17 protein-coding genes are annotated in these 22,538 nt (G+C 74.4%); 9 read left to right on the top strand and 8 right to left on the bottom strand.

The genetic code is table 11. The features are described from left to right. Window positions 1-10 precede the first annotated feature (10 nt). From wzt to WCD58_RS19610, 3 genes are read left to right on the top strand one after another with little or no spacing between them, the layout of a single operon-like run. Window positions 11-808: a galactan export ABC transporter ATP-binding subunit Wzt/RfbE gene (gene wzt, locus WCD58_RS19620; RefSeq protein WP_337704750.1), complete on the top strand. Its 798-nt coding sequence runs from the start codon at window positions 11-13 to the stop codon at window positions 806-808. Then, the gene (gene glfT1, locus WCD58_RS19615; RefSeq protein ID WP_337704749.1) at window positions 805-1,707 is read left to right on the top strand and encodes a galactofuranosyltransferase GlfT1; all 903 of its coding nucleotides are present in this window, start codon (window positions 805-807) and stop codon (window positions 1,705-1,707) included. The genes wzt and glfT1 overlap by 4 nt, the downstream gene beginning before the upstream one ends. 50 nt (window positions 1,708-1,757) lie before the next feature. Next, window positions 1,758-5,327 carry an arabinosyltransferase domain-containing protein gene (locus WCD58_RS19610; protein WP_337704748.1) on the top strand — a complete coding sequence of 1,190 codons (3,570 nt, stop codon included), beginning with the start codon at window positions 1,758-1,760 and terminating at the stop codon, window positions 5,325-5,327. On the opposite strand, the gene WCD58_RS19605 is transcribed toward WCD58_RS19610, so the two are convergent. Both WCD58_RS19605 and WCD58_RS19600 read right to left on the bottom strand, forming a co-directional pair. Further along, window positions 5,328-6,305, bottom strand: coding sequence for a glycosyltransferase (locus WCD58_RS19605; protein ID WP_337704747.1), 978 nt, complete (start codon window positions 6,303-6,305; stop codon window positions 5,328-5,330). A gap of 54 nt (window positions 6,306-6,359) precedes the next feature. Continuing rightward, window positions 6,360-6,788, bottom strand: coding sequence for a GtrA family protein (locus WCD58_RS19600; protein ID WP_337704746.1), 429 nt, complete (start codon window positions 6,786-6,788; stop codon window positions 6,360-6,362). 74 nt (window positions 6,789-6,862) lie between these two features. Between WCD58_RS19600 and WCD58_RS19595 the strand changes: the two genes are divergently transcribed. From WCD58_RS19595 to dprE2, 4 genes are read left to right on the top strand one after another with little or no spacing between them, the layout of a single operon-like run. Beyond that, a complete protein-coding gene (locus tag WCD58_RS19595; protein WP_337704744.1) occupies window positions 6,863-10,036 on the top strand; it encodes an arabinosyltransferase domain-containing protein in 3,174 nt (1,057 codons plus the stop codon). After that, window positions 10,020-13,061 carry an arabinosyltransferase domain-containing protein gene (locus WCD58_RS19590; RefSeq protein WP_337704743.1) on the top strand — a complete coding sequence of 1,014 codons (3,042 nt, stop codon included), beginning with the start codon at window positions 10,020-10,022 and terminating at the stop codon, window positions 13,059-13,061. Before WCD58_RS19595 ends, WCD58_RS19590 begins: the two co-directional genes overlap by 17 nt. A gap of 11 nt (window positions 13,062-13,072) precedes the next feature. Further along, on the top strand, window positions 13,073-14,443 hold the full coding sequence (dprE1, locus tag WCD58_RS19585; protein WP_337704742.1) for a decaprenylphosphoryl-beta-D-ribose oxidase: 1,371 nt from the start codon (window positions 13,073-13,075) through the stop codon (window positions 14,441-14,443). A gap of 8 nt (window positions 14,444-14,451) precedes the next feature. After that, a complete protein-coding gene (gene dprE2, locus WCD58_RS19580) occupies window positions 14,452-15,207 on the top strand; it encodes a decaprenylphospho-beta-D-erythro-pentofuranosid-2-ulose 2-reductase (protein ID WP_337704741.1) in 756 nt (251 codons plus the stop codon). A 276-nt stretch (window positions 15,208-15,483) separates the two neighbouring features. Here dprE2 and WCD58_RS19575 read toward each other — a convergent pair whose 3' ends face one another. After that, the gene (locus tag WCD58_RS19575; RefSeq protein ID WP_337704740.1) at window positions 15,484-16,977 is read right to left on the bottom strand and encodes an acyltransferase family protein; all 1,494 of its coding nucleotides are present in this window, start codon (window positions 16,975-16,977) and stop codon (window positions 15,484-15,486) included. A 341-nt stretch (window positions 16,978-17,318) separates the two neighbouring features. Here WCD58_RS19575 and WCD58_RS19570 point away from each other — a divergent pair, with 341 nt between their 5' ends. Beyond that, entirely contained in the window at window positions 17,319-17,873 is a 555-nt protein-coding gene (locus WCD58_RS19570) for a GNAT family N-acetyltransferase (protein ID WP_337704739.1), read from the top strand. 223 nt (window positions 17,874-18,096) lie between these two features. Here WCD58_RS19570 and mscL read toward each other — a convergent pair whose 3' ends face one another. The 3 genes from mscL to WCD58_RS19555 form a co-directional block, all read right to left on the bottom strand. Then, on the bottom strand, window positions 18,097-18,522 hold the full coding sequence (gene mscL, locus WCD58_RS19565; RefSeq protein ID WP_337704738.1) for a large conductance mechanosensitive channel protein MscL: 426 nt from the start codon (window positions 18,520-18,522) through the stop codon (window positions 18,097-18,099). Window positions 18,523-18,642: 120 nt separating this feature from the next. Then, a complete protein-coding gene (locus tag WCD58_RS19560) occupies window positions 18,643-18,975 on the bottom strand; it encodes a hypothetical protein (protein WP_337704737.1) in 333 nt (110 codons plus the stop codon). A 91-nt stretch (window positions 18,976-19,066) separates the two neighbouring features. Continuing rightward, complete coding sequence (locus WCD58_RS19555) at window positions 19,067-19,369, bottom strand: hypothetical protein (RefSeq protein WP_337704736.1); 303 nt, start codon at window positions 19,367-19,369, stop codon at window positions 19,067-19,069. Window positions 19,370-19,804: 435 nt separating this feature from the next. On the opposite strand from WCD58_RS19555, the gene WCD58_RS19550 reads away from it, so the two are divergent. Further along, entirely contained in the window at window positions 19,805-21,136 is a 1,332-nt protein-coding gene (locus WCD58_RS19550) for an MFS transporter (RefSeq protein WP_337704735.1), read from the top strand. A gap of 7 nt (window positions 21,137-21,143) precedes the next feature. Here the strand turns inward: WCD58_RS19550 and WCD58_RS19545 are convergent, their stop codons facing one another. Beyond that, complete coding sequence (locus WCD58_RS19545; protein ID WP_337704734.1) at window positions 21,144-21,824, bottom strand: hypothetical protein; 681 nt, start codon at window positions 21,822-21,824, stop codon at window positions 21,144-21,146. Window positions 21,825-21,876: 52 nt separating this feature from the next. Then, on the bottom strand, window positions 21,877-22,476 hold the full coding sequence (locus WCD58_RS19540) for a DinB family protein (RefSeq protein WP_373696252.1): 600 nt from the start codon (window positions 22,474-22,476) through the stop codon (window positions 21,877-21,879). Between the last annotated feature and the right edge of the window lie 62 nt (window positions 22,477-22,538).

Here is a 22,538-nt window from a genome sequence, read left to right as displayed (position 1 = left end):
GAGAAATCTGATGGTCAGCATCGAGGTCCGCGGGGCCTGCGTCGAGTTCCCGATCTTCGACGCCAAGAACCGGTCCCTGAAGAAGTCCGTCCTGGGCCGCGCCGGCGGGCGGATCAGCGAGCAGAAGGTCCCCGTCGTGGAGGCCCTGCGCGACGTCGACCTCTCCCTGGGCGAGGGCGCGCGCGTCGGACTCGTCGGGCACAACGGGGCCGGCAAGTCGACGCTGCTGCGCCTGCTCGCCGGCATCTACGAGCCGACGCGCGGGCGGGCGAGCATCAAGGGCCGCGTGGCGCCCGTGTTCGACCTCGCCGTCGGCATGGACCCCGAGATCTCCGGTTACGAGAACATCATCATCCGGGGCCTGTTCCTCGGCATGAACCGCCGCGAGATGGAGCGCCGGGTCGACGAGATCGCCGAGTTCACCGAGCTCGGCGACTACCTGAACATGCCGCTGCGCACCTACTCCACCGGCATGCGCGTGCGTCTCGCGCTGGGCGTCGTCACCTCGATCGACCCCGAGATCCTCATCCTCGACGAGGGCATCGGCGCCGTCGACGCGGCCTTCCTCGAGAAGGCCCGCGACCGCCTGCGCGACCTCGTCGGGCGCTCCGGGATGCTCGTGTTCGCGTCGCACTCCGACGAGTTCCTCGTCGAGCTGTGCGACACCGCGATCTGGATGGACGGCGGCGTGATCCGCGAGCAGGGCTCGCTGCGCGACGTCGTCAGCCACTACAAGGGCCGCGACGTGTTCGAGAACCTCAGCCAGGAGACCCTCGAGCGCCTCGACCGGGCCGACGCGGCCGGATGAGCGAGACCGGGACCGTCACCGCGGTCGTCGTCACCCGCCACCGGGCCGACCTGCTGGTCGACGGGCTCGCGGTGATCGCCAAGCAGACCCGCCGGCCCGACCACCTGGTCGTCGTCGACAACGGCCCCGACGACGAGACCCGCGCGGTCGTCGAGAACTGTGGGCTCCCCGTCACCTACCTGCCCTCGCACCACAACCTCGGCGGCGCCGGCGGCTACGCGCTCGGCATGCTCACCGCGCTGGCCCGCGGCACCGACTGGCTCTGGCTCGCCGACGACGACGGGCGCCCGGCCGACGAGCACGTGCTGGCGACGCTGCTCGACGTCGCGCAGCGCCGGGGCCTCGCCGAGGTCTCGCCGGTGATCGCCGACATCGCCGACCCGGACCGGCTCGCGTTCCCGCTGCGCCAGGGCCTGCGCTGGATGCGGCGGCGCAGCGAGCTCGCCGCCTATGGGGATGACGAGCTCATGCCCGGGATCGCCCACCTGTTCAACGGCGCGCTGTTCCGCGCCGACACCCTCGACGTCATCGGCGTCCCGGACCTGCGGCTGTTCGTGCGCGGCGACGAGGTCGAGGTGCACCGCAGGCTGGCCCGCTCCGGGCTGCCCTACGGCATCTGCCTGACCACCGCGTACCTGCACCCGGACGGCTCGGCGGAGTTCAAGCCGATGCTCGGCGGGCGCCTGCACGCCCAGGACCCGGGCGACGCGGCCAAGCGCTACTACACCTACCGCAACCGCGGCTACCTGCTCGCGCAGCCGGGCCTGCGGAAGTTCGGGGCGATCGAGCACCTGCGCTTCGCCTGGTACTTCCTCGTCTCCCGCCGCGACCCGGCCGCGCTGCGCGAGTGGCTGACGCTGGTCCGGCTCGGTCGTCGGGAGCGCTTCCTGCGTCGCTAACCGGATCCACCTCACGGCGGCCTCCGACATCCCGACTAGCCTCTCCCGGCGTGCTGACCTCGGAACAGTCCGTCAGCCCGGACCATCCGGGCGCGGGGGTGTCCGAGACCCCGGACGGGGGACGCCCGTCCCGTGGTCCCCGGTGGCTCCGCCTGCTCGCGGTCGGTCTCGGGCTGCTCGGGACCGGGCTGGCACTGCTGTTCCCGTTCCTGCCGGTCGTGCAGGACACCTCGACGATCACGTGGCCCAGCGCGACCACCGGCACCCGTCCGGTGGACGCCCCGTTGGTGGCCTACCGCCCCGAGACCATGAGCGTCACGGTGCCGTGCCGGGCGATCCAGGACCTCGACGCGCGCACCGGCCCGGCCGCGACGGTGCTCTCGACGTACCCGCCGCTCTCGGAGCCGGGCGCGCAGGTCGGCATGCGCCTGACCGTCGAGAACGGCCAGCTCGTCCTCAACGACCGCGGCCAGCAGATGGCCAACGCGACGGTGCCGCCCGGCGACTGCACGGTGCGGATCGTGTCGGACGCCGCTTCGACGCTCGTCGACCTCGGCATCGGCCAGGAGATCCGGCTGCCGTTCGACGCGCGCCCGCAGGTCGTCGGCATCTACTCCGACCTCGACGACGCCCAGGACGACGTCGCGGGCGTGTCGGTGTCGGTCACGCCGGACACGCGCTTCGAGACCTCGCCGACGACCCTCAAGGTGCTCGCCGGTGTCCTCGCCGTGCTCGCTGTCGCGGGTGGGGTCTGGGCGCTGCACGCCCTCGACGTCCGTGCCGGGCGCCGCGCACCGCGCCTCGCGCCGAAGCGCTGGTGGTGGCCCACCGGGCGCGACCTGGTGGTCACCGCCGTGCTCGCGGTGTGGGCCGTCATCGGCAGTCAGACCTCCGACGACGGCTACATCCTCGGCATCGCGCGGGCCCGGGAGTCGGCCGGCTACATCGGCAACTACTACCGCTGGTTCAACGTCCCCGAGGCGCCGTTCGGCTGGTTCTACGAGCTCTACGCGCAGTGGATCCGCATCGACGACTCGGTGCTCTGGTTGCGCGTGCCCTCGCTGGCGATGGGGATCGTGTCCTGGATCCTCATCAGCCGCGAGATGCTGCCGCGCCTGGGCCAGCAGGTCCGCCGGTCGAAGGCGGCGGCGTGGGCCGCGGCGATGGTGTTCCTCGCGTTCTGGCTGCCCTACAACAACGGCCTGCGCCCCGAGCCCGTCGTGGTCATCTCGGCGCTGCTGGCGTTCTGCGCGGTCGAGCGCGGCGTCGCGACCCGGCGGCTCGCCCCCGTCGCGCTCGGCCTGCTCACCGCGGCGTTCGCCGTGGCCGCGACGCCGACCGGGTTCATCGCCGTCGCCCCGTTCCTCGCCGCGGCGCGCCCGCTGTGGCGCCTGGTCGTCGAGCGGGTGCGGTTCAGCGGCTGGCTCGCCGTGCTCGCGCCCGTCACGGCGGCCGGGCTGCTCGTGCTCGTCGCGATCTACGCCGACCAGACCTGGTCCGCGGTGTGGGAGGCGACCCGCCTGCGCACGCTGCTCGGCCCGAACTGGAGCTGGTTCCAGGAGGTCGTGCGCTACCAGTCGCTGTTCGGCACGGCGGCCGACGGCTCGATGGCGCGCCGCTTCCCGGTGCTGCTGCTGATCCTCGGGATCGTCGTGTGCATCGTGGTCCTGCTGCGCCGCGACAAGATCGCCGGCGCCGCGCTGGGCCCGTCGCAGCGGCTCATCGGCTCGTCGGTGATCGCGTTCATGGTGCTCGCGCTGACGCCGACGAAGTGGACCCACCACTTCGGCGCGTTCGCGGCGCTCGGGGCCGGCATGGCCGCGCTGACGGCACTGGCGACGTCGGCGGACGTCCTGCGCTCGCGCCGCAACCGCCTGCTGTTCCTGGCCGCGCTGTTCGCGACGCTCGCGCTCGCGGCCACCGGCCCGAACACCTGGTGGTACACGAACAACTGGGGCGTGCCGTTCAACGCCGGCCCGCCGGACTGGAACGGCTGGCCGCTCGAGCCGTTCCTCGCCGAGCCGCTGCCGGTGTACTCGCTGTGCCTCGGCGTCTCGGTGATCCTGCTGATCGTCGCGGGGATCGTGCACGTCCGGGGCGCGCCGCCCGGGCAGGAGCCGCCCGGACCGATCTCGGAGCAGCCGTCGGCCGCCTCCGCCGCGGTCGGCGCCGCGCTCGCCCGGCCGCGGGAGGCGATCGGCAAGCTCCGCCGGACCCGCGGCGGCTCGACCGTGGAGCGCCGGGCCCGGGCGCTCCGCGTGGGGTCGGCGCCGATCGCGCTGATCTGTGCCGGGCTCCTGGCGTTCGAGATGATCTCGATGACCGACGGCATCGAGGCCCAGGAGGGCAGCTTCTCGCTCGGCGGCGACGTCCTCGAGCACCCCACCGGCAACTCCTGCGGCCTCGCCGACGCCGTCCGCGTCGAGGGCTCCACGCTCGCCGGGGTGCTGCCCGCCGCGCCCGCCCCGACCGGGCTGGCGCCGTCCGCGCCCGGGGTGCTGCCCACCGTCGCGCCCCCGGCCCCGAGCACCGCGCCCGGCGCGGGCACCACCGACGGCGCCACGGGCTCCTCGGGCAGCGACGCGAGCGCCGGCACCGACGGCGGCGGGACCACCACCACGACCCCGCCGACCACCTCCACGACACCGGGGAGCGGGGCGTCGACCAGCCAGACGCCCGCCCCGCTGCCCGCGAACACCATCCCGGCGTCCGCGCCCGACGCCCAGCTCGTCGAGCCGCAGCCGTTCAACAGCGGCTTCTCGCGCGCCGGGGCCAGCCCGCCGGTCGGCGGCGGCACCGGGGTGTCGGGCTACGAGTACTCGCTGCGCAACGGCCTCGCCGACGAGGCGCTCGGCTCCTACGACGCCAACGGCACCGGCACGGGTGTCCTGCGCACTGACTGGTACTCGCTGAACGACGACCTGCGCAGCGGCACGACGCCGCTGGTCCTCACGGTCGCGGGGCGACTCAACGGCGGCAACTTCCTCACCCTCCAGTACGCCGACCGCCTGCCCGACGGCCGCGTGCAGGTGCTCGGCCAGCAGCCGATCGACGACGGGCGCTTCGGCGAGCCGGGGTGGCGGGAGATCCGGCTGAACCTCGCGGGCGGGCTCGGCGCCCGGGCCGACGAGGTGCGCCTCATCGCCCAGGACCGCGCGCTCGGACCCGACGGCTGGCTCGCCCTCGCGCCCATGCGCGGCCCGCAGCTCGTGCCGCTGACCGAGATCCTCGGCCCTGAGAACCCCGGCTACCTCGAGTGGCCCGTGCAGTTCGCGAGCCCGTGCCTGCGGCCGTTCGACGTGCGCGACGGCATCGCCGAGGTCGCGCGCTACCGGCTCATCGCCGACGCGAGCCAGCTGCGTCCCGGCGGCGTGAACTGGTCGTCGGCCAACGCCGGCGGGCCGCTCGGGTGGATCGAGATCCTGGAGCGGCGGACCGAGCTGCCGACCTATCTGCAGGGCCAGCCCTGGCGCGACTGGGGCATCGTCGAACGCCTCGACCCCTACGTCCCGGACGCCGCCGCGCCGACCGTCACCCACGGCCAGCGCACGGTGTGGGGGACGTTCACCCCGGGCCCCATCGGCGACCCGCCGCCCGGCACGCCGTCGCCGTCGCGCTAGCTAGCGGGCGAGGGCGCACGCCGCGCGCCACCAGGCCACGACGTCGCTCTTGGTGTGCCCGCGCCGCCCCGGCACGGCGGTCGCCGTGCTCTCCATCGCGCGGCGCAGGCCGTCGGCGAGGCTCGCCGCGTCGCCGGGGGTCGTGAGCTCGACGAGCGGGTGTTCGCGCAGGTCGTCGGCGAGGCCGGTCTCGGTGGTCGTCACCACGCGGCAGCCGTGCGTCAGGCCCTCCACCAGCGGCAGCCCGATCTGCTCGCGCCACCCCGGCTGCCGCACCGAGGGCATGGCGACCACCGCGCCCGCGCACAGCATCTCGTGCACCGCCGAGCGGGGCGGGTCCACGGTCACCGAGACCCCCGGCGGCAGCGGCTCGCGCTCCCCCGACCCGCTCGGGTCGGCCACCACGAGGCGCCAGCCGCGGGACACCGCCCCGGACAGCTCCCAGGCGCGCATCAGCACGCCGAACCCCTTGCGCTCGCTCGGCGTGCCGAGGAACAGCACCGTCGGCTCGCGAGGCGCCTCGCGCGGCGGGCACACGGGGCACTCGTCGAGGCGCGGGGTCAGGACGGTGTGGCGCGTGCGGCGCAGCGACCGGGGGAACGTGCGCCGGTAGTTCTCGGCGGCGCCGGTGGTCCCGAAGACCACCGCGTCCAGCGCCAGCAACGACACGCCGAGGGCCAGGCGGGCGGGACGGCGCAGGCGGTCGCGGACGTCGAGGTTCTCGATGGCGTAGGTCGCGACCGCCACCCGCCGCCGGCGCACCACACGCATCGCCTTCGCCAGCGCGATGTAGCGCAGTGCCCGCACCCACTCGCCGACCCAGAGCGGCTCGGCGACCTCGAGGATCTCCAGGTCGGGGTCGCGCAGCGCGCGGAGGAGCCGCCGCCAGGAGAAGGGCGCCACGCCCGGCGTCGCGAGCAGGGCGGCGTCCGCGTCGTCGCGGCGGGCGGTGTGCAGCAGCTCCTGCCCCGGCGGCATCGCCTCGACGACCGAGCTCCGGAGGTCCGGGACGATCCGCAGGGTGTGCAGGGGTCAGTCGCGGAAGATCACGGTGCGCATGACGACGAAGTTGATCGTCGTGGCGCAGGCCTGGGCGATGAACCAGGAGAGGAACCCGGCGAGGACGCCCGGGTTGATCGACGGTGCGTCCATGACGTGCAGCACGAGCGCGGCGACGCCGACGTTGACCGCGAACGTCGAGCCGTAGAGCAGCACGAAGCCCAGGAACTTCCCGGCGCCCCCGGACGAGGACGCGAAGGTGAAGCGGCGGTTGAGCAGGTAGGCCGTCGTGGTGCCGAGGATGAACGACACGGCCTTGGCCAGCGGCGCCCACACGTCGAGCGCCAGCAGGGCGGCGTAGACGCCGAGGTCCACGCCCGCGGCCACGGCGCCGATCGCGACGAAACGGACGATCTGGGCCTTGAGGCCGAGGCGTGCGGGACGCTCGTCCGTCTCGGTCATGGGTCGAGGGTACGAGCACGCACCCGGCGACCTCCTCGGGGTGTCACCGAGCGGCGTCGATATCGTCGCCACTCATGGCCGTGGTCGCAGCGCAGGAGGGCCGGGCCGACCCGGCCCCCGGCGAGGCGCACCACGAGTCGGGCGACCCGCCCCGGCGCGGGGGGTCGCGCGCCGCGGGCTGGTGGCTCGCGGCGCTCGGGGCGCTCACGGTGCTGCTGGGGCTCGCGATCCCGCTGGCCCCGGTCGTCGCCGACGACCCCGTCGTCACCTGGCCGAAGGCCGGGCAGCCGGCCTCGTCGACGAGCCTGCCGCTGACGCCCTACCGCCCGCTGTCGCTGTCCGCCGACGTCCCGTGCGCGGCACTGCGTCCGGGTGGCGACGCCCTGCGCACCCAGCCGGAGTCGGCGGGCGCGCCCGGCCGGGGACTGACCGTGGCCACGAGCGGCGGGCGGGTCGTCGTCACGAGCTCCGGCGACACCCTGGTCTCCGAGCTCCTGCCCCTCGGCGACTGCACCTACCGGGTCGTCGCCGACCAGCAGGGCACGCGGGTCGAGCGCGACGGGGAGGTCCTCGCCGAGCGGCCGGGCGCCCTCGTCCCGCAGGTCGCCGAGCTCGCCACGGACGCGCCGGGCACTCCGGGCCTGGCCGCGACCGTGCACACCGACGACCGCTACTCGTCGGTGCCGAGCGGGCTGAAGACGACGCTGCTCGTGCTCCACGCCCTCGCGCTCGTCGCGACGATCTGGATGGCGACGCGGCGGTGGCGCGGGCGTGGTCCCGGCCTGGAGTGGCCACGGTTCCGTCCGGCCGACGCCGTCGTCGGGCTCGTGTCGGCGGTCTGGGTGGTGCTCGGGCCGCTGCAGAACGACGACTCGTGGTACCTGCTGATGGCCCGCAACGCGGGGCCGACGGGCTACATCGGCAACCAGATCTACATGTTCAACACGACGGAGAACCCGTTCGTGTTCTCGCAGTACCTCTTCGCCCTGTGGGGCCAGCTGGGCACGGCGCTCGGGCTCCCGGGGTGGGGTCTGCTCTGGATGCGCCTGCTCCCGCTGCTGCTCGGGCTGCTGACGTGGGTGCTGCTGCGGGTCCTGCTGTCGACGATCCTCGGCCGCGGCGGGCGCCTGCCCGGGGTGGCGTGGGCGCTGCTGGTCGCGCATCTGGCCTGGTGGCTGCCCTACGGGATGGCGCTGCGCCCGGAGACCGTCATCGTCCCGATCTCCGCGGCCGTGCTCGTCCTCGCCGAGGTCGCCCGACGCCGCGAGGCGGTCGGCCCGCTGGTCCCCGCGACGGCGCTGGCCGCGCTGGCGGTCACCGTCTCGCCGTCGGGCCTCGTGGCGGCCGCGCCGGTGGTGGTCGCGCTGCCGTGGCTGTGGCGCTGGCTCGCGGCCCGCGGGTGGCGCTCGCGCCTCGGCGCGGCGGGCGCGGTGATCGCCGCCGGGACGATCGCCATCCCGGTCGGCTTCGGCGACGCGACCCTCGGCGACGTCATCGAGGCCACCGACGTCCACAGCTGGTACTACCTGACCTTCCCCTGGTACGAGGAGTGGGCCCACTACCGGACCCTCATCGAGACCGGGACGTGGGGACGCCGCCTGCCGGTGCTGATCACCGTGGTGCTGCTGGTCGTCGTCTCGATCGGCAGCGGCCGGGGCGGGCGCGGCCCCGCCGCCGGGCGGGTGCGCGACGCGACGCTCGGGGCGGCCGTCACCGTCGCCGTCGCGCTCGGCCTGCTCGCGCTGGGCCCGACGAAGTGGGTCAACCACTTCGGGGCCATCGAGGCGCCGGCCACGATCCTGCTGGCCCTGACCCTGCTGCGCTCGCCGCTGCCCCGCAGCGCCGGGGCGCTGGCGACCGGCGCGTCAGTCGTCCTCATCAGCGGCGCGACCGTGCTGGGGTTCGCCGGGCCCAACACCTGGAAGCCCTACAGCGACCGCGGCCAGCCGTTCGGGGACCACCTCGACACCGACATCTCGATGCTCGACCTCGAGAGCTTCGCGCCGCACTGGGGCGACTTCTACCTGCGCGACGTGTGGTGGTGGCTCATCCTCGCCGCCCTCGCCGGGCTGTGGCTGGCGTGGCGGCGGCGCAGTGGGGGCCGCACGTTCGGGGTGACCCCGGAGCGCGCTGTGCTCGTCGTCGCGACCGGCGCGCTCGTCGGGCTCATGGTCGGGGTCATGCTCGTCGCGCCGATCAACCAGGGCGCGGGGTGGACGATCGCCGGCAGCCAGATGCAGGCCCTCACCGGGCGCGGGTGCGGGCTGGGCGAGGCCGCGACGGTGATGGCGCGGACCGGGTCCGACGTCGGGGCGCCGACGACGCCGGAGACCCGCACCGGGGACTTCGCGCTCGCCGCCGACGACCCGTCCCCGGTGCCCGCGCCCGGTCCGGGCGCAGGACCGGAAGCTCTGTGGCACGACGAGGTCGAGCTCCCGCCGGGTGCCGACCCGACCAGCTCGCCGGGCGGCGTCACAGGCCTCGGGTCGCTGACCACCGGCTGGTACCCGCTGCCGTCGGTCGACCCGGCCGACCCCGGGGCCCCCTCACACGTCATCGTCCCGGTCGCCGGCAACGAGCCGAACCGCCAGCGGATCGTCGTCGAGTTCGCCTCGGGCGACCCGCGCGCGCCGGTCGAGGCGGAGTCGGTCGCCGTCACGCCCGCCCCGGGCTTCACCGCGCGGCAGTGGCAGGAGATCCCGGTGCAGCTGCCGGGCAGCCGGCCCACCGCGGTGCGGCTGGTCGTCGAGGACCGGGTCGCCGGCCCCGACAGCTCGCTGGCCGTCGCGGCGCCGCACCTGGCCCGGATGCAGCCCGTCATGAACCTCGCGACCACCGAGGACCGGCCGTCCGAGCAGGTGGCGGGCGGGGCCTTCGCCGACCAGCTCTCGGCCGTGCTCTGGCCCTGCGTCGACCAGGTCGCCGTCAAGCACGGCATCGCGCCGACCCCGACCCTGCGCCTCATCGCCGCCGAGAACACCCCGGAGTTCATCCTGACGAATCCGACCTACGAGTCCTGGGGCGGCACGATGGTCCAGTCCGAGCGGACCTGGGCCACGGTCCGCCCGTACTCGGCGCTCCCGGACGGCGGCGTGCCCGCCCTGGCCTGGGGCAACGTCGACCGGATCGTCTACGACCACCCCACCGACGGCTACGACCTGCGCGTCGACCAGGTGACGCGCGGCGGCCTCGAGCGGTTCGCGACGCTCGCCTCGGAGGCCTACTCCGGACGTGAGTATCTCGGCTGAGCCGGGGGCGCCGGCTCCTCGTCCTGCCACCCCGCGCCCCACCCTGCTGCTGGCCTCGGCGGTCCTGACGCTGCTGTGCGCGATCGCCTTCCCGCTCGCCCCGGTCGTCCAGCCGGTGGTGACCTTCACGTGGCCGCAGGGGGCACCCGCCTCCTCGCTGCCGCTGATGCCCTACCAGCCGGTGCGCCTCGACGCCTCGGTGAGCTGCGCGGCGCTGGCCGCGACGCCGCCCGGCGCGGCCACGCTCGCCACCACCCCGCCCGGCACGCCGCCCGTCCCGGTCGGCGGGCTGACGGTCCGGCCCGGGCCCGACGGCGTCGTCGTGAGCAGCAACGGCACGCCGCTCGCCGTGGTCGCTCCGCCGCCGGGTCCCTGCACGCTGACCGTGGCGTCGGACCCGTCGCGGACGTCGGTGGCGCTCGACGGCCGGGTCGTGGGCGAGCGCGAGGGTGACGTGCGGCCGGTCGTCGCGGCGCTGATCGCCGGCACGCCGGGTACCGACGGCCTGTCCCTGTCGCTGCGGACCGACACGCGGTTCCAGACGACGCCGGGCGTGGTGAAGGTCCTGCTCGGGATCGGGGTCCTGCTGGGGCTCGCCGGGATGGTCGTGGCGGTGTGGCGGCGGGACGGGCGCCGCTTCGGTGGCTTCCGCCGTCCACGGCTGCGGGCCGTCGACGGTGTCGTCGCCCTCGGCCTCGCCGGCTGGGCGGTGGTCGGTCCCGCCACGGTCGACGACGGCTACATCGCCGGCATCCTGCGCAACCGCGGCGAGAGCGGGTTCACCGGCAACGTCTACCGCTGGCTCAACGCCCCCGAGGCGCCGTTCAGCTGGTTCTACGAGGCGACGCGGGCGTGGGCGTCGCTGGCGCCGGGGCCGGCGGCGTCGGTCCTGTGGCTGCGGGTGCCCGCCACCGTCCTGGGCCTGCTGCTCTGGGTGCTCCTGCGCCGCCACGCCCTGCCCCGCCTCGGCCCGGCGCTGCGCCGGCCGGCGGCGACGTGGATCGCGGCCGCGGCGTTCTTCGCGTGGTGGGCGCCGTTCGGGCTCTCGCTGCGCCCCGAGCCGTGGCTCGCGCTCGGCGTGCTCGCGGTGTGGGTGTGCACGGAACGGGCCGTCGCGACGCGCGCACTGCTGCCGCTGCTCGCGGCGGGCGTGCTCGCCGGGTTCACCGTGGCGCTGACGCCGGGCGCGCTGCTGGGGCTGGCGCCGCTGCTCGTGGCGCTGCCCGCGCTGTCGCGCTTCAGTGCTCGGGAGGGCTGGACGCGCGCACTGGTCGTCGTGGCCGGGCTCGCGGTGGCGGTGCTGCCGATGGCCGCCGACCAGTCGCTCGCCGGGCTGCTCGAGGCGACGCGGGTGCGCCAGCTCATCGGCGGCGGGCAGCCGTGGTGGGAGGAGCTCGAGCGCTACACCCACCTCGTCGCGCCGGGCGACGTGCAGGGCGGGCTCGGGGCGCGGCTGGCGGTGCTGCTCACGCTGCTCGCGCTCGCCGCGGTGGCCTGGTCGCTGCTCGTGGCCCGGGTGCGCGCCGGGATCGCCGTCGGGCCGGCGCGGCGCCTGCTGGCCGTGGTGGCGCTGGCCCCGGTGCTGCTGATCGTCAGCCCCACGAAGTGGACGCTGCACTTCGGCGAGCTCGTGGGCGTCGGCACCGTGCTGCTGACGGTGTTCGTGCTGCTGTGGTCGCCGCGGGTGGTGGCGCTGTGGGCGCGGCTGCGCGGGCCGGCGCTCGTCGTCGTGCTCGGGGGGTTCGGGCTGGTCACGACGCTGGTGCTCATCGGCTACAACCAGTGGGCGTACGCCTCGGCGTGGGGCGTGTTCTGGAACGACATCCCGCCGCAGGTCGCCCGCACCCCGCTGGGCGACGTCGTCTGGCCGGTCACGATCGTCGGCACGCTCGTCCTGGCCGTGCTCGTGGGCGTGCGGGGGCGTGTGCCTCGTCGCGCCGCCCGTGTCCTGGCGCCGGGCGCGTTGGCGCTCGTGCTGGTCGTGGCGGTCGTGGCGCTGCAGGGCGGCTCGTTCCTCAAGGTCACCGCCGACCGTCTCGGGACCTACAGCTACGGCTCGGACTCCCTGGCCGCCCTGCGCGGCGACCCGTGCGGGATGACCTCGGACCTCGCCGTCGAGACCGATCCGCGCGCCGGTCTCCTGGACGTCGACGGCGTGGCGCTACGGACACTGGATGACAGCGACGCCACGCCGCTGACATCGGGACCCCGGTTCACGCCGGCCCGACCGGTGGTGCCGCTGACCGTCGGCGGCGTCGACCTGCCCGGGTGGGCGGCGCCGGCGGGGATCGCCGACGGGCCGGCGGAGCTGCGCTCGGAGTGGTTCGCACTGCCCCCCGAGGCACAGCGCCGCGAGGCACCGGTCGTCGTGGCGGCGAGCGGGAGCCTCGAGCGCGGATCCGTCGCCCTGGAGTTCGCGGGATCGGGCGATGCGACCGTCACCGAGACCCCCGCCGGCTCCCTGGCCGGGACCGCGCCGCGCGACCTGCGGGCGCTCGCGCCGGAGGGGTCGACGGTCGTGCGGGTGCTGGCGACGAGCGCGGCCCGCGACGCCGACGAGGCCCGGGTCGCCTCGCCGGCGGGCGCGTCACCGGACCTGCCGCTCGCGGTGAGCGTCCCGCGCGTCCCGCGCACGGTCCCGTTCGACGACGTCGTCCCGCCCGGCAGCACCGCGCTCGTCGACTGGCCGGTCGCGTTCGCCTTCAGCTGCCTGCGCCCGCCGCCGCTCACCGGCGGCACCGCGGGCGTGCCGCCGTGGCGTGTCACCCCGCCCGGGCTCTCCGACGCGGGCGAGATCGCGGTCGCCCCGACCACCGGCGGCCCGTTCCTCACCCCGCGCCTGCTCGTCGACGAGGTCCGCCTGCCGGTGTACCTCGACGGCGACCCGACCCGTGACGCCGTGGGCCTCGCGCGGTGGGTGCCGCGCCTTCCGCTGTCGACCCTGTCGCCGCAGGTGGGCGAGGAGACGGTCGCGGGCTGGAGCAGCACGGGACGCGCGAGCGTCCCCGTTCTGGACACCCCCTAGACTCGCCCGGGATGTCGCGCACCCAGAAGACGCTCGCCGGGTGGGCCCGCACCGCCCCGTCGCGGTCCACCGTGCTCACCGGCGACGAGGTCGTCTCCACCGACCGGCTCGCCGAGGCGATCGCCGGGGCGGGCGAGCGCGGCGTCGTCGCCCGCGGACTCGGACGCTCCTACGGCGACACCGCCCAGAACGCGGGCGGCCTCGTCATCGACATAACCGCCCGCGACCGCGTGCACTCCGTCGACGCGGCCACCGGGCTCGTCGACCTCGACGCGGGGGTCTCCCTCGACCGGCTCATGCGCGTGGCGCTGCCCTTCGGCCTGTGGGTGCCGGTGCTGCCGGGCACGCGCCAGGTCACCATCGGCGGCGCCATCGCCAACGACATCCACGGCAAGAACCACCACTCGGCGGGCAGCTTCGGCGACCACGTCGTGTCGATGGACCTGCTGCTCGCCTCCGGCGAGGTGCGCCGGCTCGAGCCCGAGGGCCCGGAGTCCGAGCTGTTCTGGGCCACCGTCGGCGGCATCGGGCTGACCGGGGTCATCCTGCGCGCGACGATCCGGATGACGCCCACCGAGACGGCGTACTTCGTCGCCGACACCGAGCGCACCGCGAACCTCGACGAGACCATCGAGCGCTTCTCCGACGGCTCCGACGAGGCGTACGACTACTCGTCGGCGTGGTTCGACTCGATCTCCACGGGGTCGAAGCTGGGCCGCGCCGCCCTCGGCCGCGGCTCGCTGGCCCGGCTCGACGAGCTGCCCGCCAAGCTGCGCCGGGACCCGCTGAAGTTCGACGCGCCGACGCTCGCGACGCTGCCCGACGTCTTCCCGAACGGGCTGGCCAACAAGCTGACGTTCTCGGCGATCGGCGAGCTGTACTACCGCAAGACCAAGAACAAGCGCGGCCAGATCCAGAACCTGACCGCCTTCTACCACCCGCTGGACCTGTTCGGGGACTGGAACCGGGCCTACGGCACCAAGGGCTTCCTGCAGTACCAGTTCATCGTCCCGCTCGACGCCGAGGCCGAGTTCCGGGCGATCATCCGCGACATCGCGGAGTCCGGGCACGTCTCGTTCCTCAACGTCTTCAAGAAGTTCGGCGAGGGCAACCGCGCGCCGCTGTCCTTCCCGATGCCGGGCTGGAACATCTGCGTCGACTTCCCCATCGTCGACGGGCTCGGGGCGTTCTGCCGGTCCCTCGACGAGCGCGTGCTGGCCATGGGCGGGCGTCTGTACACCGCCAAGGACTCGCGCACCGACCCCGACACCTTCGCCGCCATGTACCCGCGGCTGGACGAGTGGCGCAAGGTCCGCGACGCCGCCGACCCCGACGGGGTGTTCGCGTCCGACATGTCGCGCCGCCTCCGGCTCACCCCCTGAGGAGTTCCATGATCGACGCCGTCGGCCACCCGTCGTCCCTGCTGCTGCTGGGCGGCACCTCGGAGATCGGTCTCGCGACCGCCGAGCGCTACCTCGAGGGCGGCCCGGTGCGGGTCGTGCTCGCCGGGCGCCAGTCGCCGCGCCTCGCCGACGCCGCCGCCCGCCTCACCCGGGCCGGCGCGACCGTCGAGACCGTCGAGTTCGACGCGCGCGACGCCGCCGTGCACACCGAGGCCGTGCGCAAGGCGTTCGCGGGTGGCGACATCGACATCGCCCTCGTCGCCTTCGGCGTGCTCGGCGACCAGGAGAAGGCCTGGCAGGACATCGACGCCGCCGTCGAGCTCGCCGAGGTCAACTACGTCGCCGCCGTCTCGGTGGGCGTGGCGCTGTCCGCTGAGTTCCGGCGCCAGGGGCACGGGCACCTCGTCGCCCTGTCGTCGGTCGCCGCCGAGCGGGCACGCCGGTCGAACTTCGTCTACGGCTCCACGAAGGCCGGGCTCGACGCGTTCTACACGGGCCTGACCGAGGCGCTGCGCGGCGACGGCATCGGCGTCACCGTCGTCCGGCCCGGTTTCGTGCACACGAAGATGACCGAGGGCATGGACGCCGCCCCGCTGTCGACGACGCCGGAGGCGGTCGCCGACGTGATCGTGTCGGCGGTGGGCTCCGGCAAGGAGCAGGCCTGGGCGCCGGCGCCGCTGCGGCTCGTCATGTCGGTGCTCCGGCACATCCCGCGCCCGATCTTCCGGCGCCTGCCGGTCTGAGGGCCGGGCCGCCCCGGAGGTTCTGACCGAAGGGCACCGTCGGTCGGATAGATGGGCGAGGGGCACCCTCGGCCGGAATGCGGGGAGGCGCGCCGGCCGGTGCGGTCGCCAGGTCGGCGCCGGCGGTCCGCTGCGAACGAACGAACGGCGCCCTCGCTGCGTCGGGAGCAGCGAGGGCGCCGTTCGTGTCTCGTGACCCGGCGTGTCGCGTCGGCCAGCGTGTGGCGTTTCGGACGCCCGGTGTCAGCGGTGGCCCACCGCTGACGTCTCGAGGGCTCAGGCGGCGACCGGGGCCGGTCGGGCGGCGTGGCTACCCCCACGCCGCCCGACCGCCCGACGACCGGAGGGCGGGGCGACCTCCGGACGGCGGGTCTCCGCGGTGTCGCGGCGCGCGCTGCCCCGGCGCCGCGACGGGTCCCGGTCCTTCATCCACGCCTGCCCCGGCTCCTCCACGTAGCGGTACGCGAGGTGCGCGAGCACCAGCGACGCCACGACGAGGTGCGGCACGAGCAGCGCGGCCGCCGCCGTGTCGGGGGCGAGTGCGGGGATGCGGGTCATGGCGACGAGCGCGATCTCGATCAGCGGGAAGTGCACGAGGTAGAGCGCGTAGGAGATGCGCCCGCCCTGGCGCAGGCGCGGGGTGCCGAGCGCGCGGGCGATCGGGCCGTCGGTGAGCGCCAGCGCGCCGAGAAGCACGGGCAGCAGCGGCGCGGCGAGGTAGACGCGGGCGTCGGCGCCGAAGGCGGCGGTGGGCGGCGCGGTGGCGGCCCAGTAGACGACGAGGAGCACCTCGCCGATCGCGAGCAGCAGCACCCGGTGCGCCCAGCGGGAGACCGTGCGCGTGCGGGGCACGCGACGCACGACCAGCCACGTCAGCACCCCGGCGGTGAAGCCCGCAGCCAGCCGCACGGCCCAGAAGCCCTCCCACGCGCCGTGCAGGGCGCCGTGCACGGCGAACGCGGCCGTGGGGGTCGCGGCGAGCACGGCGAGGGCGGCCAGCACCGCCCGCGGCTTGCCGCGCAGCAGCCAGGCACCGCCGGCGAGCAGCGGGAAGGCGAGGTAGGCGGCCCACTCGGCGCTGATCGACCACGCCGGCAGGACGAACGAGACGCCGTCGATGCCCTCGGAGTCCCACATCTGCGTCATGGTCAGCTGGCGCAGCCAGCTCAGGGGGTCCAGGCCGGGCTGGGTGCCCTGCCACGTGATCACGCCGTCGCTCCCCAGGACGGCGCGCGCGGCGCACCACAGCCCGGCCAGGACCACCACGACCGCATAGAGCGGCCACACCCGGGCCAGTCGCGCCCAGACGAACCCCAACGCCTGGCGCGGGCCCGGCGCTCCCCGCCAGCGGTCCAGGTAGGACCGGGCGAGCAGGAAACCGGAGAGGGCGAAGAAGAGGTCGACGCCGAGCGGGCCCGCTGCCACGAGCGGCGCGATCGGGGCGAACCACTCCGCATAGCCGGTGACGGGCAGGTAGCTGACGTGGTGCAGCAGCACCCACACCGCCGCCACGGCCCGCAGCCCGGTGAGGGCCGGGATCTCGACGGTCGCGGGACGGGACGGCGTCCGCGCGCCCGCCGGGATCCCGGTCGGCGTGGCCGGGTGCTCGACCGTGCGGGCGGCCTCCTCCACGGTCCGGATCGGCGCCGCCGGGCGGGGCGCGGCGGCGCCGCGCGGGACGGGGATCGGCCGGATGCCCGGCAGGCTCGCCCGGATGCGGTCGCCGCGGTCGTCCGGCCCGCCGTGGTCCTGCCCCACCACCGTTCGCACCGCGCCTCCCCGACGTCGCCGACAGATTGGCGGATGCCAACCCTCGATCCGGTCAACGGCGCCGAGTGGCGGCGTGTTGATACTCCGATCGGTGGATTGGGGAGGGGTGCCGTTCGATCCGGGAGTGACGGCGGTGGGCGCGCTCGCTCTCCGTCACCGTTCCACGATCGGAGCAATCACCGGCGGGTGGCGGTGACACCGGGTCGAGGGTCTGCGACGGGAGAGGTCCGGCGACACCTCGGCGATCTCGTGAAGCCGCCGTGATGCCAGCACCTGCCCGGTCGGAGAGTCTCGCCGTACCGGATGTTTGTCCGTTGCCACTTCTGTGCAACAGTGCGGACATGACCTTGGCCGTCGCGCCGCCCGTCGTCCGCGCCGCCCGGCGCGAGGACCTCCCCGCCGTCGCGCTGCACATGCGCGGGATGCTCGAGCGCGAGCTCGGCGGCTACGACGCGCGGCTGCACGCCGACGTCGACGACCTCGCCGGCACCTACCTGGGCGCGGCGGGCACGCGGCTGTTCGTCTGCCGCGTCGAGGGACCCGACGGACCGGCGCTCGCCGGGACCGCGTCGGTGCGGGCCGGCGGGCCGAAGCCGCAGTTCGTCCCCCCGTGGCTCACCGGGCGCTACGCCGGGCGGCGCGTCGGGCAGATCTGCCGCGTGTGGGTCGACCCCGCGCACCGGCGCCTCGGCGTCGGGCGGATGCTCGCCGTCGAGGCGGCGCGCTGGGCGCTCGCGGACGGCTACGACCCGATCTGCCTGCACACCAACGCCTCGGTGCCCGGGGCGCTCGCGTTCTGGACGAGCTTCCCCGGCGCGACGCTGATCCACGACGCGCGCCCGGACCCGTGGTCGACGGTGCACTTCGAGATCGACCCGGCAGCGCTCGGCGCCTGAGGGTGTTCCAGCCTGGCGGCCACGCTGACGTTGGACGTCAGCAACTCCGCCGGCTCGGCGCCGACGGGCCGATCACGGCGTCACGACGATCGTGGGGCTCCTGACGCCCCGTGCGTCGGGCGTCTCCGCGACGTGTCGCGACGGCGAGGCTGTGGCGATCCTGGCGCAAGATGCCAGCGATGCCGCATCGCTCGCACGGGTGCGGGCGCGGGTGCGGGGCGCGTCAGCGGTCCTGCTGGGGGATGCGGTCGGTGCCGGCGCCGCCGGCGCGGCCGGACTGCTCGCGCAGGAGGTCGCGGATCTCGGTGAGGAGCTCGACGTCGGTGGGGTCGGCCGGACCCTCCTCCTCGCCCCGGCGCCGGCGCTCCTCGACGTACTTCAGCGGCATGACCACCAGGAAGTAGATGACCGCGGCCGTGAGAACGAACGTGATGAGCGCATTGATGAAGCTCGCGTAGTCGAACACGACATCGTTGACGATGAACGTGCCCGCGAACTCGCCGCCGCCCGAGAACAGCTGGATCAGCGGCTTCAGGAATGCATTGGTGAACGCCGTGACGAGCGCGGTGAACGCCGCGCCGACGACGACGGCGACGGCGAGGTCGACGATGTTCCCGCGGAGCAGGAAGTCCTTGAAACCCTTGAGCACGTCCACTTCCTCGATGCTCGCGATCCGATTGTCGGCGCCGAGGATAGGACCACCCGTCACGCACATCCGGGCCCCGGTCCCCTCGGGGAGGGACCGGGGCCCGGACATCGACGCGCGCTCTCAGGCGTCCGCGTCGATCCCGGTGCCGCACGACTGCGACTCGGGCTGCGCCGCAGCCCCGTCGCTGTCCTCGTTGCCGAGCAGACCGAGGCCGAGGGCGCCCGACACGTCCTCGACCGGGACCTGCACGCCGAGGGCGTTCACCGGGACGTCGTTGTTGCACGCGGTCAGCGGCACGACCGGCTGCACGTCGTCGATGTTGACGACTCCGTGCTGGTCACCGTCGGACCCGCGGTCCGCGGGGGCCTCGGACGCGAACGCCGAGCCCGTGGTGGAGGCCAGGGCGGTCCCGGCCAGGACACCGGCGAGCGCGGCGCGTCGCAGGAAGCTCATGTCTTCTCCTTCACGGAGGGGTTGGGGAGCCGACCCGTCCACCGGCTTTTCGGGGTCCGGCAGACCGGGCGGTGACGATCGAGGACGGGCCTCAGTTGGCGTCGGCGTCGATGTCCGTGCTGCAGGACTGCGACTCCGGCTGCCCGGCGGCGCCGTCGGCGTCGGAGAGGATCGGCACCGCACCGGAGACGTCCTCGACCGGCACCTGGACGCCGAGCACGTTCACCGGGACGTCGTTGTTGCAGGCGTCGACGGGAACGACCGGCTGCACCGAGTCGATGTTCGCGATGCCTTCCTGGCCGCCGCTCTCGTGCGCGAGAGCCGAACCGGTCGTGCTCGCCAGACCGGCACCGATCAGCGTCGCGGCCAGCACGGACTTACGGAGAATCCCCACAGTGATGTCCTTTCGCATGGTCCTCCCCGCGTCGGGACGAACAACGGGGAGCCTTCACCGGCGACACCGGAATGCCGCGCGGCGGACAGTAGCGACCGGTTGCGCACGAGTCGGCCATGGAGATCCGGTGTCGGAATGGGCCCCCGTCACCCGGTCGGGAACGCGCCGTCGACCCTGAGAAGGTGATCATTAGTCAGGCACACCATCACTTCACCGACAGCCCGTGAAACAGACCGTCCAGTAGTCCACGACCGAGTGGCGCACCGTCGCACGCGGCGTCACCGGCCAGGTCACCCTGCGGCCGAGTGGGCGAACGCCGAACGGTGCGTCGGCAGCGCTCGGTGGCACCGGGTGGTGTCGCCTTCACACGCCCGGACCGCTGACCCGCCCGTCCGGGGGCGCGCGCGGGACCGCCGGTGTCGCTACCGTTCGCGCGTGTCGTCCTCGACTGCGCCGTCCGCGCCGACGGCCCGCATCGGGCGCCCGCTCGCGGCCTGGGCCGCGTGGGACTGGGGCTCCGCCGCCTTCAACCACATCGTCACCACGTTCGTCTTCACCGTCTACCTGACCGGCTCGGTCGCCGCGGACGAGGCTTCGGGCTCGTCGGCGCTCGCCACCGCCATCAGCGTGTCCGGGGTGCTGGTCGCCCTCGTCGCGCCCGTCTACGGGCAGCGCAGCGACGCGGCCGGCGCCGAGACCGGTCGCCAGCGTCGGCTCGGCTGGCTGACCGCCGTGATCATCGCGTGCACGGCGCTCATGGCCCTGATCGCGCCCCAGCCGTCGTACCTGTGGTGGGGCCTGCTGCTGCTCGGGATCGGCACCTTCGCCTACGAGCTCGCCCAGGTCGAGTACAACGCGATGATCTACCGCCTCGCGCCGCCGGGGCGAACGGGGCGGGTCTCGGGCATCGGGTGGGCGGCCGGCTACGTCGGTGGCATCGTCCTGCTGCTGATCTGCTTCGTCCTGTTCCTCGCGGACTCACCGGTGGTCCCGTTCGAGGGCGAGGGCACGGCCGTGCGCGTCGTCGTCCTCGTCGCGGCGGTGTGGTTCGCGGTGTCGACGATCCCGGTGCTGCGGATGCGGTTCCCGTTCCCCCCGCCGCCCGGCGACACCGAGGCCGCGGTCGGGTGGGCCGCGTCGTACAAGCTGCTGTTCCGCCGGCTCGCGCGCCTCTACCGCGACGACCGGCACCTGCTCGGCTTCCTCGTCTCGAGCGCGATCTACCGCGACGGCCTGACCGCGGTGTTCACGTTCGGCGGCGTGCTCGCCGCCGGGACGTTCGGGCTCAGCCCGGGCGACGTCATCATCTTCGCCATCGTCGCCAACGTCGTCTCCGCGCTCGGGGCCGTCGTCGGGGGCTGGCTCGACGACCGGATCGGCCCGAAGATCGTGATCCTCGTGTGCCTGGGGGCGCTCGTCGTCACCGCGGGGATCATGCTGTTCGCCTCGGGACCGACGGCGTTCTGGATCGGCGGCACGTTCCTGTCGCTGTTCGTCGGCCCCGCGCAGGCCTGCTCGCGCAGCTACCTCGCGCGGATCGTGCCGCCGGGGCGCGAGGGCGAGCTGTTCGGGCTCTACGCGACGACCGGCCGCGCGGTCAGCTTCCTGGCGCCGGCGATGTTCGCGCTGTTCATCGCCGTGTTCGGCGCCCAGCGCTGGGGGATCCTGGGGATCGGGCTGGTGCTCCTGCTCGGGTTCCTGACGCTGATCCCGGTCCGGGCGGTGGCCGGCGGCGCGGCCGCCGGCCAGGCGGCGGTCCGCACCTGACGCCGGCTCAGGAGAACCGCGCGCCCACCCAGCGGACGATCCGCGACCCGAACTCGGCGACGAGCACCCAGAACACCGCCGCCAGGCCGTAGTTGACGACGACCGCGAACGTCGGGTCGGCGACGAGGAACAGGTCGCGGAACGCCAGCACGGTCGCGTCCGCGATCCCGCCGACGACCTGCGCGACGGCGTTCAGCGGGTTCACCCCGACGAGCGTCAGCAGGACGTAGGCCACCAGCACCACGGCGATCACGTAGGCGACGATGCGGATCACCGATGCCACGACCTTGGCGATCTTCCAGACGAGCTCGCCGACGTCCAGCGGGGCCCGCTGCTCGCGGCCGCGCGGGCCGGAGGTGTCGGACGTGTCCGGCGTGCGGTGCTGGGTCGTCGGCGCCTCGCTCGGGGGCGGGTCGTCGGAGGGGCGCGACGCCGTTGCCGTGCTCGTGGTGGACGTCGTGGCCGACTCGGAGGACCCGGACGGCTCCGACGACTCCCCGGACGACCCGGAGGTCGACCCGGAGGTCCCCGACGCGCCGCTCGACCCGGACTCCGACGAGGAGCCCGACGACTGCTCGCCGCTCCCGCTCGACTCCGTCGCCGCGTCCTTGTTCTCGGGGCCCGCCTCCGCCGGCTCGCCGTTGTCGGTCCCGCCCTCGGTGCGCTGCGCGCCCGCCTGCTCCGTCACGCCCGGCATCTTGGCACCGGCGCCGTGACGGAGCAGATCGGGTGCCGCCGGGTCACATGGACGTGGCGCCGTCGATGTGCTCGCGCAGCATGTCCGCGTGGCCGGCGTGCTGGGTCGTCTCGGCGATGATGTGGATCAGCACCCGGCGCACCGACCACGTCGTGCCCGGCTCGTGCCACGGCGCCTTGGGCAGCGGGTGGCGCACGTTGAGGTCCGGGAGCGACGCCAGCGTCTTCTCGGTGCGGGCCGCGGTCTCGTGGTACTTCGCGACGACCTCGGCGAGCGTCTCGCCCGGCAGCAGCTTGAACTCGTTCTCCCGCTCGACGAGCCACTCCGGCTTCTCGTCGAGGCTCGCGATCCAGCCCTCGAAATCGTCGATCGTCATGCCCTCGGGGAGCTCGAAGTCCTCCTCGCCGTTGTCGCCCTCGACCGCGAAGCGCATCCAGCCCTCCTCGACCTTCGTGACGTGCTTGATCAGCCCGCCGAGGGTGAGCTGCGAGGCCGTCGGCCGGGAGGCGGCCTGCTCGTCGGTGAGGTCGCGGGTGGGGAAGACGAGCCAGTGCCGGGCCGCGGCCAGCTCGGCGAGGAGGTCGGCGCGCTCGTCGGCGTCGGTAGCAGTCATGTGGGCCTCCTGCGCAGCGATCGTGGTCATCGGGGTCTGCCTTCCTCGTCGTCCCTGATGACCAGAAAGCTACGGAGGGAGGCGGACAGCTT

The organism is Actinomycetospora flava (assembly GCF_037400335.1).
GTDB classification, from domain to species: Bacteria; Actinomycetota; Actinomycetes; order Mycobacteriales; family Pseudonocardiaceae; genus Actinomycetospora; species Actinomycetospora flava.
The sequence above is the reverse complement of the archived record's forward strand: the minus strand, read 5'-3'. Positions and strand labels throughout refer to the sequence as shown.